The 13,166-nt window shown below is 63.4% G+C and carries 14 protein-coding genes; 8 read left to right on the top strand and 6 right to left on the bottom strand.

What is annotated here, in order from left to right; translation table 11 throughout:
- Positions 1–32: 32 nt before the first annotated feature.
- The 4 genes from LJX93_RS13855 to LJX93_RS13840 all read left to right on the top strand — a co-directional run bounded on the left by LJX93_RS13855 (position 33) and on the right by LJX93_RS13840 (position 5,687).
- The gene (locus LJX93_RS13855) at positions 33–2,237 is read left to right on the top strand and encodes a TonB-dependent receptor (protein ID WP_227696063.1); all 2,205 of its coding nucleotides are present in this window, start codon (positions 33–35) and stop codon (positions 2,235–2,237) included.
- A 97-nt stretch (positions 2,238–2,334) separates the two neighbouring features.
- A complete protein-coding gene (locus LJX93_RS13850; protein WP_033697995.1) occupies positions 2,335–3,669 on the top strand; it encodes an LLM class flavin-dependent oxidoreductase in 1,335 nt (444 codons plus the stop codon).
- Positions 3,666–4,709 (top strand): L-glyceraldehyde 3-phosphate reductase, encoded by a 1,044-nt coding sequence (mgrA, locus tag LJX93_RS13845; protein ID WP_033697994.1) that lies wholly within the window; start codon positions 3,666–3,668, stop codon positions 4,707–4,709. Before LJX93_RS13850 ends, mgrA begins: the two co-directional genes overlap by 4 nt.
- A 3-nt stretch (positions 4,710–4,712) precedes the next feature.
- Complete coding sequence (locus tag LJX93_RS13840; protein ID WP_050506060.1) at positions 4,713–5,687, top strand: aliphatic sulfonate ABC transporter substrate-binding protein; 975 nt, start codon at positions 4,713–4,715, stop codon at positions 5,685–5,687.
- A gap of 77 nt (positions 5,688–5,764) precedes the next feature.
- Here the strand turns inward: LJX93_RS13840 and LJX93_RS13835 are convergent, their stop codons facing one another.
- Positions 5,765–6,244: a GNAT family N-acetyltransferase gene (locus tag LJX93_RS13835; protein WP_033697993.1), complete on the bottom strand. Its 480-nt coding sequence runs from the start codon at positions 6,242–6,244 to the stop codon at positions 5,765–5,767.
- A 125-nt stretch (positions 6,245–6,369) separates the two neighbouring features.
- Here LJX93_RS13835 and LJX93_RS13830 point away from each other — a divergent pair, with 125 nt between their 5' ends.
- The 4 genes from LJX93_RS13830 (at position 6,370) to LJX93_RS13815 (ending at position 9,318) form a co-directional block, all read left to right on the top strand.
- On the top strand, positions 6,370–6,999 hold the full coding sequence (locus LJX93_RS13830) for a LysE family translocator (protein WP_077068416.1): 630 nt from the start codon (positions 6,370–6,372) through the stop codon (positions 6,997–6,999).
- 21 nt (positions 7,000–7,020) lie between these two features.
- Complete coding sequence (locus LJX93_RS13825; RefSeq protein ID WP_033697992.1) at positions 7,021–7,890, top strand: alpha/beta fold hydrolase; 870 nt, start codon at positions 7,021–7,023, stop codon at positions 7,888–7,890.
- 99 nt (positions 7,891–7,989) lie between these two features.
- Positions 7,990–8,871: a pirin family protein gene (locus tag LJX93_RS13820; RefSeq protein ID WP_033697991.1), complete on the top strand. Its 882-nt coding sequence runs from the start codon at positions 7,990–7,992 to the stop codon at positions 8,869–8,871.
- A gap of 186 nt (positions 8,872–9,057) precedes the next feature.
- Positions 9,058–9,318: a DUF1652 domain-containing protein gene (locus tag LJX93_RS13815; RefSeq protein ID WP_033697990.1), complete on the top strand. Its 261-nt coding sequence runs from the start codon at positions 9,058–9,060 to the stop codon at positions 9,316–9,318.
- A 19-nt stretch (positions 9,319–9,337) separates the two neighbouring features.
- On the opposite strand, the gene LJX93_RS13810 is transcribed toward LJX93_RS13815, so the two are convergent.
- From LJX93_RS13810 to LJX93_RS13790, 5 genes are all read right to left on the bottom strand, one after another.
- The gene (locus LJX93_RS13810) at positions 9,338–9,952 is read right to left on the bottom strand and encodes a Yip1 family protein (protein WP_033697989.1); all 615 of its coding nucleotides are present in this window, start codon (positions 9,950–9,952) and stop codon (positions 9,338–9,340) included.
- Between the two features lie 86 nt (positions 9,953–10,038).
- Positions 10,039–10,326, bottom strand: coding sequence for a hypothetical protein (locus tag LJX93_RS13805; RefSeq protein WP_033697988.1), 288 nt, complete (start codon positions 10,324–10,326; stop codon positions 10,039–10,041).
- A 111-nt stretch (positions 10,327–10,437) separates the two neighbouring features.
- Complete coding sequence (gene alkB / locus LJX93_RS13800; protein WP_156310147.1) at positions 10,438–11,082, bottom strand: DNA oxidative demethylase AlkB; 645 nt, start codon at positions 11,080–11,082, stop codon at positions 10,438–10,440.
- 134 nt (positions 11,083–11,216) lie between these two features.
- Complete coding sequence (locus tag LJX93_RS13795; protein WP_033697987.1) at positions 11,217–12,662, bottom strand: curlin; 1,446 nt, start codon at positions 12,660–12,662, stop codon at positions 11,217–11,219.
- 16 nt (positions 12,663–12,678) lie between these two features.
- The gene (locus LJX93_RS13790; RefSeq protein ID WP_033697986.1) at positions 12,679–13,152 is read right to left on the bottom strand and encodes a curlin; all 474 of its coding nucleotides are present in this window, start codon (positions 13,150–13,152) and stop codon (positions 12,679–12,681) included.
- Positions 13,153–13,166: the final 14 nt, after the last annotated feature.

Genomic DNA, 13,166 nt, shown 5'->3' with positions numbered 1-13,166 from the left:
GCCTGGTCTGGTCCCATAAGGCAGTGAGCAGCATGCAGACAACTCCGTTTCCAACCACGCAACGCCGGCCGCTGGTAGCGGCTATTCTGTTGGCCGCCTTCGGCCAGGGCGCCCAAGCCGCTGAACCTGCCCAAGCAGCGCAAGCCACGGCGCTGGGCGCGGTGACCGTCACCGCCACCCGCCGCGAGGCCACCCTGCAGGAAGTACCCGTGGCGGTATCGGTGATCGACGGTGAGCAGCTCGAGCGTGACAACCGCAACAACGTGGCCAGCATCGTTCAGCAGGTGCCAACCCTCAATTACCGTGCAGGCGCTTCGAACAAGGACACGTCGCTGTTCATCCGTGGTGTCGGCACCATTTCCACATCCCCCGGCGTCGAACCTACCGTGGCCACGGTGGTCGACGGCGTCGTGTTTGGCCGCCCCGGGCAGTCTACCCTCGACCTGCTCGACCTGGAGCGCATCGAGGTACTGCGTGGCCCGCAAGGCACGCTGTTCGGCAAGAACGCCTCGGCCGGTGTGCTGAACGTGGTCAGCAAGGCCATCCCCGAGCACACCCAGGGTTATGTGGACTACTCGCACTTTGGCGGTGGCGACGAGAACCGCCTGCGCTTCGGCATCGGTGGACGCCTCAGCGAACAGCTCAAGGGTTCGCTGAGCACCCTGTGGGGCGACTACGACGGCAATGTCGAAAACGTCGCCAACGGCCAAGACGTCAACGGTTACCAACGCAAGGGAGCCCGTGGCAAGCTGGAGTTCGAACCCAGCGAAGAGCTGCGCCTGACCTTGATCGCCGACTACATGAAAGGCGAAGACACGCTGCCCAGCGGTGTGATCACCCGCGCGAGTGCCGGGGTTGCCGACCCACTGCGCCCCGTCACGCCAAGTGCCCACAACCGCGACATCAACAGCGACTTCAAGACCCATGTCGAAGACCAGAACCAGGGCCTGTCGGCCCAGCTCGACTGGCAGCTGGGTGACTACACGCTGACCTCGATCAGCGCCTGGCGCGGCTGGGACAACACCCAGTACCAGGACGGCGACCGCCGTGCATTGCTGCCCGTGACCGCCTCCCATGACAAGGGCACTGTGGACTATGACCAGTACAGCCAGGAGTTTCGCCTGACCTCGCCCAAAGGGCAGTTCAACGAGTACGTGCTCGGCGCCTTCTACATGCACGGCACCTCCAACGAAACCTACCGGCGCCTGTCGGTCAACGACAGCGTGGCCAACAACGGGCGGGCGGAATACTCGACAAGCAACGACAGCGTCGCGCTGTTCGGTGAGAACACCTTCAACTTCACTGACGACTTGCGGGCCATCTTCGGCCTGCGCTGGACCCACGACGACCTGGAATACGATCACCGCCGCGTCTCTACCTCGGCCACTGCGGTCACCGGCATCCAGCCCTCGACGGCAAGCTCGGGTTCGGTGGATGAAGACGGCTGGAGCGGGCGCACCGGCCTGCAGTACGACTTCAGCGACAACCTGACTGGCTACGTCACCTATTCGCGCGGCTACAAAGGCCCGGCCTACAACGTGTTCTTCAACATGCAGCCGCGCGACACTGACGCCCTCAAACCGGAAACCTCCGACGCCTACGAAATCGGCCTGAAAAGCACGGCGCTAGACAACCGCCTGACGGCCAACCTGGCGGTATTCCACACCGACTACGACAACTACCAGGCCAACTTCTTCGACACGGTGGCCAACCAGGTGGTAACCCGCCTGGTCAACGCCGGCAAGGTCAAGACCCAGGGTGTGGAGCTGGACGCCAGCTTCCAGGCCACGTCGCAATTGAAGCTCACCACGGCGGTGGCCTACACCAAGGCCCGTGTCGATCACTTCAACTGCCCGGCAGGGGCGGCCGCCAACTGCAACATCGACGGTGGCCACTTGCCGTTTACCCCGGACTGGAAGACCTACGTGCGCGCGGACTACGTGATCCCGCTGGACAACGGCCTGGATGTCGAGCTTTCCAGTGACTACAGCTGGCAGGACGCGGTGCAGTTCAGCCTCGACCAGAACCCCGACACCATGCAAGGCGCCTACGGCATCTGGAACGCCAGCATCGCCTTGGCCGACTACAACGACGGCTGGCGCGTGGCGTTGTTGGGCAAGAACCTGGTTGACAAGTCGTATGCGCAGATGCTGGCCAGCGGCGGTGACTATATCTACCGCTCCGTGCCGCGCGATGACGGGCGCTACTTCGGCGTGCAGGTGCGCAAGGACTTCTGACTAACCGCAGCATGCCGGGCACGCACGGTTGGGTGGCAGAAGCACCCACCGTGCAGACAGCTTGCTTGCGACCTTAATCCTTCACAAGGAGATCGACATGCGTCGCCAACTCAGCCTGGGCGCCTTCCTCATGGCCACCGGGCACCACGTGGCCGCCTGGCGCCACCCGGACGTACCGGCCGACCCCATGGACTTCAGCAGCTACCGCCGCGCCGCGCAGATCGCCGAGGCTGCCTGCTTCGACGCGTTGTTCGTCGCTGACAGCGTCGCCGCGCCAACTGACGCCTTGGCCAGCCACAGCGCCCGCTCCACCTACTTCGAGCCGCTGACCTTGCTCTCGGCACTGAGCGCAGTCACCGAGCACATCGGCCTGATCGCCACCGCCACCACCAGTTACAACGAGCCGTACCACGTGGCCCGCAAGTTCGCCTCGCTGGACCATCTGTCCGGTGGCCGCGCCGGCTGGAACCTGGTCACCTCCGATGCGGCCGCCGAAGCCGGCAACTTTGGCCGCCAGGCGCATATCCCGCATGCCGAGCGTTATGCCCGGGCCCGTGAGTTCCAGCAGGTGGTACAGGGCCTGTGGGACAGCTGGGCGGACAATGCCTTCGTGCGTGACAAGGCCAGCGGGTTGTTCCACCGCCCTGATGGCGTGCGCGCACTGAACCATGCCGGTGAGCACTTTCGCGTCAAAGGCCCGCTGAACGTTGCACGTTCGCCCCAGGGGCGGCCCGTGCTGGTTCAGGCCGGGTCCTCGCAAGCCGGTCGCGAGCTGGCCGCGCAAACTGCCGAAGTGGTGTTTACCGCGCAACCGAGCCTGGTCCGCGCCCAAGCCTTCTATGCCGACCTCAAGGACCGCCTGGCCGCGTACGGGCGGCACGAGGATTCGCTGAAGATCATGCCCGGCGTGTTTGTGGTGGTCGGGCACAGCCAGGCTGAAGCCGAAGAGAAGTTCCAGCAATTTCAGGAACGGGTCGACCCGCGTGTAGGCGTCGGTTTGCTTGGGCGCATGCTCGGCAACTTCGACCTGTCCGGTTACCCGCTTGACGGCCCGCTGCCCGAACTGCCGCCCACCGAAGATGGCCAGCGCAGCCGCCAGCAACTGCTTACCGAACTGGCCGGCAACGAACAACTGACACTGGCGCAGCTGGGCCGGCGCATCGCCGGCGGGCGAGGGCACTACAGCCTGATCGGCACTGCGACGCACATCGCCGATGAACTGCAGGCCTGGTTCGAGGGCCGCGGCGCTGATGGCTTCAACGTGCTGGTGCCGCACTTGCCCCTCGGGCTTGAGGATTTCGCCCACCAGGTCGTGCCCGAACTACAGCGCCGCGGGCTGTTCCGCCGACAGTACCAGGGCCGAACCTTGCGTCAACACCTGGGCCTGCAACGCCCTGCCAATCCCTTCTTTACCGAACGAGGTCAACCATGAGCTACGCCGCCAACCCCGAGCGCTACGCGCGCATGCCTTACCGCCGTGTCGGCCGCAGTGGCCTGGTGTTGCCGGCCCTGTCCCTGGGCCTGTGGCACAATTTTGGCGACGCGACGCCTATCGACACCCAGCGCGCCTTGCTGCGCACGGCATTCGATGCCGGCATCAACCACTTCGACCTGGCCAACAATTACGGCCCGCCCTATGGCAGCGCCGAGCGCAATTTCGGCCGGTTGCTGCGTGAGGACCTGCGCAGCTACCGCGACGAGCTGATCATCTCGAGCAAGGCGGGTTGGGACATGTGGCCTGGCCCGTACGGGCAGGGCGGCAGCTCGCGCAAATACCTGATCAGCAGCCTGGACCAGAGCCTGCAGCGCCTGGGCCTCGATTACGTCGACATCTTCTATTCGCACCGCTTCGATGCCGACACCCCGCTGGAGGAAACCGCCATTGCCCTGGCCGACATCGTGCGCCAGGGCAAGGCGCTGTATGTGGGCATTTCTTCCTACTCGGCCGGCAAGACCGCCGAGATTGCCGCACTGCTGGCTGAACTGAAAGTGCCATTGCTGATACACCAGCCTTCGTACAACCTGTTCAACCGCTGGATCGAGCGCGACCTGCTGGCCACCACCGACGCGCTCGGCGCCGGGGTGATCGTGTTCACCGCGCTGGCGCAGGGCCTGCTCAGCGACAAGTACCTGAACGGCATTCCCGCCGATGCCCGGGTCAACCGCGCTGGCGGTGGCTCGTTGTTGCCTCAGCACCTGTCGCAGGCCAACATCGCCCGTGCCCGTGCGCTCAACGACATTGCCCGTGAGCGTGGCCAGAGCCTGGCCCAGCTGGCCCTGGCCTGGACGCTGCGCGACCCGCGCGTGAGTTCGGCGCTGATTGGCGCGAGCCGGCCCGAGCAGATCATCGAAAACGTTGCCGCGCTCGACAACCTGGCGTTCACCCCCGAGGAGCTGGCGGCCATCGACCAGTACGCCGTGGAAGGCGGGATCAACCTCTGGGAAAAACCCTCGACCGACTGGAAGGAGTGACCGATGCGTGTGCTACGCCTTGCCGTCTTGCTGCTGCTGAGCTTTGTTGGAACTGCCCAGGCGGCGGACCCTGCGACGTTACGTATTGGCTATCAGAAGGGTTCGATCAGCCTGGTCCTGGCCAAGCAGCATGGTTTTCTGGAGCAGCGTTTTGCCAATACCCGGGTCCAATGGATCGAGTTCCCGGCCGGCCCACAGATGCTCGAGGCTCTGAATATTGGCAGCCTCGACATCGGCTCCACCGGCGACATCCCGCCGATCTTCGCCCAGGCGGCTGGTGCCGACCTGCTGTACATCGGCGCGGAACCACCCAAGCCGCAAGCCGAGGTGATCCTGGTGCCCAAGGGCAGCGCGGTCGCCAGCGTCGTTGACCTTAAGGGCAAGCGGATTGCCCTGCAGAAAGGTTCCAGTGCGCATAACCTGTTGCTGCGCAGCCTGGCCAAGGCCGGCTTGAGTATCCGCGATGTGCAGCCGGTGTACCTGGCGCCCGCCGATGCCCGCGCCGCGTTCGAGCGCGGCAGCGTGGATGCCTGGGCGATCTGGGACCCGTTCTATTCGGCGATCGACCTGGAGGGCAAGGCGCGGCTGCTGGCCGACGGCCAAGGGCTGGGGTTGATCGGGCCGTTCATGCTGGGGGCGCGTGGTTATGTCGAGGCAAATGGAACGTTCGTTGGCCAACTGCTCGATGAGATCAGCCGGGCCGAGGCCCTCACGCGCAGCGATGAAGCGGGCAGCATTCAGTTGCTGGCAAAGTTCATGGGGTTGCCGGAGGAGGTGGTACGGCGCAGCTTCAGCCATCGGCCAGCTTCGCCCGTGATACCGGTGAGCAATGAAATCATCGCGGCGCAGCAGCGCACGGCGGAGCTGTTTTTCCAGAACAAGGTGCTGCCCAAGCAAGTGGATATCGCCGGAGCGGTGTGGCAGCGGGATTGCACCTGTACTGTGGTGGGGGAGGCTGGCCCCACCACAAAAAATTAATCTAAATCAGATAGCTAGAGTTATATGTTAATAAGTTGCTTAAGGTGACTTTAAAGAGCTGCTGGCGGTTTCCAGGGTCAACCCCGCGCAAACGCCAGCAGCTTCTCGCCATCGAGCCGATACCGAAGCCACTCACTCTGCGCCTCGGCGCCCAACGACTGGTAAAACCCGATTGCCGGCGCGTTCCAGTCCAGCACGCTCCATTCCAGGCGCCCGCAATTGTTCTGCACGGCCTCGCTGGCAATATGGCGCAGCAGTTTGCGCCCAGCGCCATCGCCGCGCTGCTCGGGCGTCACGTACAGGTCTTCGAGGTAGATGCCATTGCGCCCGAGCCAGGTCGAGTAGCTGTAGAAGTACACGGCAAAACCAATCGCCAGGCCATCACGCTCGCAAATCAGGCTGTGCACGGTACTGCCTTCGTCAAACAGGCTGCGCTGGATGTCGTCGACAGACGCAACGACCTCGTGCCGGGCACGTTCGTAGTCGGCAAGCTCGGTGATGAATGCCAGAATCTGCGCGGCATCGGTACGCACGGCGGGGCGAATGGTGAGGCTCATGGGGCAGGCTTCCTTGAACTGAACGAGATCGGTACAGTATTTGTATCTATTTAATTTAGCGAAATTGTACCGGTCGCAAGGTAGGGCGACTCCGTTAGTGTGACAGCACCAATAATGATTGTGGAATGCCTGCCATGCTTGCCTCTGCCGACCTGCTGACAGCTTTTGTGCTGTTTGCCTTCGTATCCTCCATCACCCCGGGGCCGAACAACACCATGCTGCTGGCCTCGGGCGTGAACTTCGGCGTGCGCCGTTCGATCCCGCATGCCATTGGCATCAGTGTCGGTTTCATGGTCATGGTGCTGGCAGTCGGTTTAGGGCTGGGTGAGGTGTTCAAGGCATGGCCGGCGCTGTACACCATCCTGCGCTACACAGGCGCCGCCTACCTGCTGTACCTGGCCTGGAAGATCGCCACCTCGGGGCCGATCGGCACAGCCTCGGGCAGCGCCCGCAAACCGTTGGGCTTCTGGGGCGCTGCGGCATTTCAGTGGGTCAACCCCAAGGCCTGGGTAATGGCAGTGGGGGCAATCACCACCTACACACCGGCCCAGGGGTACGTGATGAACGTGGTCGTCATCGCCGCGCTGTTCGCCCTGGTCAACCTGCCCAGCGTCGGGGTCTGGGTCATGTTCGGCAGCGCCTTGCGCAACCTGTTGCAGAACCCGCGTTGGCTGATGCTGTTCAATGTCCTGATGGCCGTGCTACTGGTGATTTCGCTATACCCGCTGCTGTTTGTAGAATCGGCGTTTTCATAGACCGATGAGTACAGCAAGCCCATGCAGTTGATCCCGTGGTCCCACCATTGCTCCGAAGGCTTTACCCTGCGCGGCTGGCGTACGCCGGCCAGTGGCAAGCCTTTGCTGCATTTTCTGCATGGCAACGGCTTCTGCTGCCTGGCCTACCAGCCGTTGCTGATGCGCCTGGGCGAGCACTTCGACCTGTGGCTGTGCGATGTGCAAGGCCATGGCGACAGCGACCATGGCGGTGCGTTTCGCGGCTGGAACCGCACGGCTGAATTGGCAGTGGAGGCGTTCGAGCGCGGGCGTGGCGAATATGGCGAGGTGCCGCGTGTTGCCCTCGGGCACAGTTTTGGTGGCGTGCTCTCGGGGCTGATCCTGGCCAGTAAGCCGCAGTTGTTCGAGCGCGCCGTGCTGCTCGACCCGGTGTTGTTCAGCCGCAGCATGATCGGCGTGATGGGCGCCGCCGCGCTGGTTGGCCTGCACCAGCGCCACGCTTTGGCGCGCAAGGCTGCCAGCCGCCGCAGCCATTGGCCCGATCGTGAAACGGCGCTGGCCTCGCTGCAGGGCCGCGGTATCTTCAAAGGCTGGAGTGATGCGGCGCTGCAAGCCTATGTCGAGCATGCCATTGGCGATTGCGGCGAGGCGGTGGTACTCAAGTGTCGGCCCAGCCGCGAGGTGGAGATTTTCAGTTCGTTCCCCAAACGCATGTGGGCGAATCTGGCAGCGATCCAGACACCGACGCGGGTGCTGTATGGCGAACAGACCTACCCCTTCGTGCCACATTCGGTGAAGCGCCTGGTGGCGCTGAACCCGAACGTGACTGCCCAGCAGGTCGCGGGTGGGCACTGTTTCATGCAGGAGGACCCAGCGATGACAGCAGCGTCCGTGCTCAGCTTTCTAAACTGAAGTTTGTCCTATTGATGGAACGATGCATGCCATTTCAGCTGTCTACCGCCTGATTGGTATCATTGGTAAGGTGATCCCAGCCAAGAGAGGAGACTTCTCATGAAAAAGATTCTGGGTATTCACCGCAGCCCTCACCCCCACTGGGTAGGCGATGGCTTCCCGGTGCGCAGCCTGTTCACCTATGACAACCTGGCCAGCCAGATCAGCCCGTTCCTGTTGCTGGACTATGCCGGCCCGCACACCTTTACCCCGACCAGCGCCCGGCGCGGCGTCGGGCAACATCCGCACCGTGGTTTCGAGACCGTGACCATCGTCTACCAGGGCGAACTGGAGCACCGTGACTCGACGGGGGCGGGTGGCCTGATCGGCCCAGGCGACGTGCAATGGATGACAGCTGCCAATGGCATCCTCCATGAAGAGTTCCACGCCCCGGCGTTTGCCCGCAGTGGCGGTACGCTGGAGATGGTGCAGCTGTGGGTCAACCTGCCTGCGCGTGACAAGCGCGCTGCGGCGGGGTACCAGACGCTGCTGGCCACGGACATCCCTGTGGTGGCGCTGGACGGCAACGGTGGCAGCCTGCGGGTGATCGCGGGTGAGTACCAAGGGCAGCCAGGCCCTGCGCGAACCTTTACCGCCATGGATGTCTGGGACATGCGTTTGAACGCCCAGTCGAGCGTGCAACTGCCCGTCGCGACGGGGCGTAATGCAGCCCTGGTGGTGTTGCGCGGCAGCGTGCGGGTCAACGGTGAACGCGAAGCCGGGCCGGCCAGCCTGGTGCTGTTCGAGCGTAGCGGTGAGGGCATTGCCATCGAGGCGCTGGAAGACGCCAGCGTGCTGTTGCTCAGCGGTGAACCGATCGATGAGCCGATCGTTGGCTACGGGCCGTTCGTGATGAACAGCGAGGCAGAAATCGCAGAATCGTTCGATGATTTCCATGCCGGACGGTTCGGGCAGATGCCGGCCGAGACCGCTCGTCGTTAACTGCCAGCAGCCGATCGAACAGTACAGGCCCACCCGCGATCTTCCACTAAGGTGCTAGATGATTCCCCGCACGATCATTGCTCCGGCGCATGGACGGCCGCCGGAGGATGCGCAATATCAATTGGCACCTTGCCTGGCAAAGGCGTACCTAACCAATAGGCCATCCAGTACAGAGAGGGTCGTACAATGTCGTTGATAGGCGTTTCAATGCTGGAAATGCGGCAGATGATTGAGCAAGCCTGCCTGCCTGATCGCTGCGAAGTCAGTTGCGCGGATGGCGCTCACCTGACCATTCGCCTGGGCCAGGGGAAAAGCCTGGAAGAGGGGGTGACCCTGAGCGGGGTAGACCTGCAGGGCCTCAACAGTTGCCGCGACGTGGTGAACCTGCTTACGCAATTGCACGCGCTGCGTGACAAACCCACCACGCCGCTCAGGGCGATTGCCTGAGCCTGCCCGTAGAGCCCGGTCAGCCCAGGCTGGCCGGGCGCACATACTCCGGCATCAGGCCGTTGAACCAGAACAGGATCATCGACACCAGGATGGTCACCAGCACCAATAGGCCCACCCCCCACACACAGGCGGCGAACAGCATGGCCTGTTCTTTGCGCAAGCGTAAAAACGTCTGCAAACCGCCGAACAGCAGCACGCTGGCATACGCCGAGGCGGCCAACAGCGCCACCAGGGCCAGCCAGCGAATCGGCAGCAACCCGACCACTCCGGCAAAAAACCACGGCGTCGCGCAGTAGGCGGCAAAGCCGATGCATTGCTGTAGGCTGGGTTGTGCATCAAAGCCGCGTGACATCCAGCGGATCATCACCCCCATGATCATCACCCCCACCACCGTGACGGCATACAGCAGACACGCCAGCTGCGCCGCGCTGGCGAGGCTCAGGCGCACGCGTTCTTCGCCGGCAAGGCTCCAGCCAAAGGTGGTAGTGCCGGCGAATAGGCACACGGCAGGGATCAACGCCAACGCCAGCAGGCGCGGCAGGTATTGCTGCGGGTGGTCTTCTTCCGCCCGGCGGATCTCTATCCAGGCATCGGATGGGTGGGTGAAGAGCTTGAGCAACGGACTGTTCATGGCGATCTCCAGAAGGCATGGGCTCTTGTGCTATGGAGACGTGGTGTTGCCGGCAGGTTCAGCCCACTTGGCCGCCGTTGATCGGCTTATTGCAACTCCAGCAACAGGTTGAGCCCCCCGTCGCCGCACTTGCCTTGGTCGCGCACCACGCCGCGGTAACTGCGGCCGTCCCAGACGAACGCCACGCTGTGGGCACGGTCGACTTTGTCGGGCAGTGGCGGGCAGATGTGCAAACGCAGCGCAGGGCGGCCCTGCAGGTTGATGGCGGCGAGCTGGCATTGGCATTCAACGCTCTGTGCCACAGGGCCGAATAACGTATCGCGTACGTAATCGAGCTGCAGCGAGGCGTTGGGAGAGCGGCCGGGCATTTTCATCGGTGCGCAGCTCCATGGCAGGGCGTGTAGGTCATGTCGGGCTCCTCGAAAAGACTGACGCTGCTCATCTTTAGAAGCCTTACCGGCGAAGATGTTCAAGTTTTTACGCCATTACCCCGCCTTGCGCAGGGTCAGGTTGATGCGCCGTTCACCCATGCGCGGATGCACGCCGGGTTTGATTGGCAACACCCCATGAAAGCGCAAGCGGTCCTCACCGCCCCAGACCAGCACATCGCCATGGTTCAGCGGTACACGCTGGGTCTTGTCCGCGCGTTGTAACCCGCCCAACAGGAACACCGCAGGCAAGCCCAGTGAAATCGACACGATCGGCTGGTCGTAGTCCTGTTCGTTGCGGTCTTGGTGCAAGCTCAGGCGGGTACCAGGCAGGTAGTGGTTGACCAGGCAGGCGTCGGCGACAAAATCGTCAAAGCCTGCGATGGCGGCTGCGCGACCTGCCAGGCTGAGCAGAACGGGCGGTAGCGCAGGCCAGGGCATGCCGCTTTGCGGGTCGGTGGAGGTGTAGCGGTAGCCGTGCGCATCACTGACCCAACCCAGCGCACCGCAATTGGTCAGCGCTACGGCCATGTGCAGGCCGCCTGGCGTCTGCATGTGCCGGAACGGCGCGGCGCGCAGCACTGGGCGCAGGGCGTCGAGCAGGGCCTCGAGCTCGGCCAGGGCGAAACCGGGCAGCAGCACGGTGTGGCTGGCCAGGCGTTGCGGCTGGGGGCCGAACAGGTCGAGGTCGGACTGGATCATGACGGGCGCACCGAATGGGGTGCTGACCATTGTAATGCTGTTGGCGTGCATGGCCTATTCGCGCCAAGCCCGCTGCAACAAAAAGGAACCGCGGCACTCGGGAGAGTGAGCACCGCGGTCCAAGGGGGAAGGGCTTACTTTTGAGTCACAGTGGCCGTGTTCGCGCTGCCCAGCTGGCTGATGGTGGCGGTTTGCGCGATACCGCTCTGGTCGACGAATGCCTTGTTGCCCTGGCCGCCCTGGGTCACGTAGGCGGCGTTGACGCTGTCGGTCTGTTTGATGGTGACCTCGTTGCCGCTACCGTAGAGCTGATTGGTGTGGCTCTGGTTGCTGTAGCCGGACTGGTCCAAGGTGATGGAGTTGCCGGTACCTTCGCTGCTGCCGAAGGCATAGTTGTCAGTGCCACGCTGGTCGGCGATGAGGATGTTGTCGCTGCCGTTCTGCTCGAAGAACAGCTCGTTGTTGCTGTCGGCCTGCTTGGTCTGCATCGCGTTGTTGTTGCCGGTCTGGTTCAGCGTGGCCAGCTGGTTGTCACCATTCTGCGTCAGGTTGACGCCGTTGCCGTTGCCGTACTGGTTGATAACGGCGGTCTGGTTGGTACCAAACTGGCCGCCCATCTTGTCGCCTTTCCAGTTGCTGGCGGTGATTTTGTTGCCGTTGCCTTGGGTGGTCACGGTCAGGTTGAGGTTTTCACCGTTCTGGTAGGTGTAGTGCAGGTTGTTGCTACCCTTCTGCGAAATGGTAGTGGTCGAGTTGTTGCTCTCGAACTGATCCGACCAGCTGGCGTTGGCCTTGCCATTTTGCGTCAGGCTGGCCTTGTTGGCTTCGCCGAAACTTTGGTCGATGTAGCCTTCGTTGAGCTGGCCGGTCTGAGTGACGTTGGCCTGGCTGCCCACCTGGGTGTCCTGCCATACCTCTACCGAGTTGCCAGTGCCGGTCTGGTTGAGGCCGATGGTGCCGCCTTGGCCGTCGCGCTGGTCACCGTAGGCCCAGTTCTCCTTGCCGTCCTGGTAGATCTGGATGTTGCCGTCGTTGTGGGTCAGGTGCTCGGCAGCGGCATAGTTGTCGGCGCCGGCCTGCATGATCAGGCTCTGGTTGTTGCTGCCGCCGAACATCTGCTCGGCGAAGGCTTCGTTGCGCTGGCCCGATTGCAGGGTGGTGACTTGGCTGCCTAGCTGGGTGTCCTGCCACACGGTCGAGTGGTTCTCGCTGCCTTGCTGGGTCTGCAGGACCTGGTTGTTTTCGCCCAGCGACTGGCTGGCGAAGGCATCGTTGTAGCTGCCCCCGGACTGCTGGGTGATCTGGCTGCCGTTTTCGAACAGTTGCTCGGCGTACCCTGCGTTGTACGAGCCGGTAGCGCTCTGCTGGATATCACTGGTGCTGTCGGCCTGCACTGCCAGGTGGTTGTGGCCCTTGCCGGTCTGGGTCTGGGTGGCCGAGGCGAACGGTGCGAGGGTCTGGGTCACTTCGGCAATGTTTTCCTTGCCGTCCTGAGTCTGCGTCGAAGTGCTGTCGGCAGCCATGACCTGACCTGCAAGGGCCAGGACGATAGCGGCACTTAGGGGAGCGAGCTTGAACATGGTGGTGCCTCCAGGTCTATCGGTATTGGGTGATCTGAACATGCTGGCCATTGCCGGCTTGGGTCACGGAGCTGTTGAGGCCCGTGCCGGACTGCACGATGCTGGCGCTGTTGTCGTTGCCGATCTGGTCGATGGCAGCGCTGTTGCTGCTGCCGCTCTGGCGGATCGACGCGCTGTTGCCATTACCCTGCTGGCTGATGCTGGCCATCAGGTCACTGCCTTCTTGCAGGATGTACGCCTCCTGTGCGCCCCCGGCCTGGACGATGCGGCCCAGCAGGGCCTGGCCGTTCTGGTCGAGGGCGGCGCGGTTGCCGTTGCCTTGCTGCTCGATCACCGCGGCCTGGCCGGCGCCGACCGGTAACAGACGGATGATCACGGGGTCGCCGAGGTCACTGCCGGGCGCAAGGTCGGCGTTGTCCATCAGGTCTTCGGCCCCCCTGGCCTGGCCCGCCAGGGCCAGGCAGAGCAGCAGTGGATACAGGCATTTCATGGCGTTCTCCGGCC

Source organism: Pseudomonas sp. HN2-3 (genome assembly GCF_020691745.1).
Taxonomy (GTDB): Bacteria; Pseudomonadota; Gammaproteobacteria; order Pseudomonadales; family Pseudomonadaceae; genus Aquipseudomonas; species Aquipseudomonas capeferrum.
Note: the sequence above shows the minus strand (reverse complement) of the source record. Positions and strands in the feature narration are given on the sequence as shown.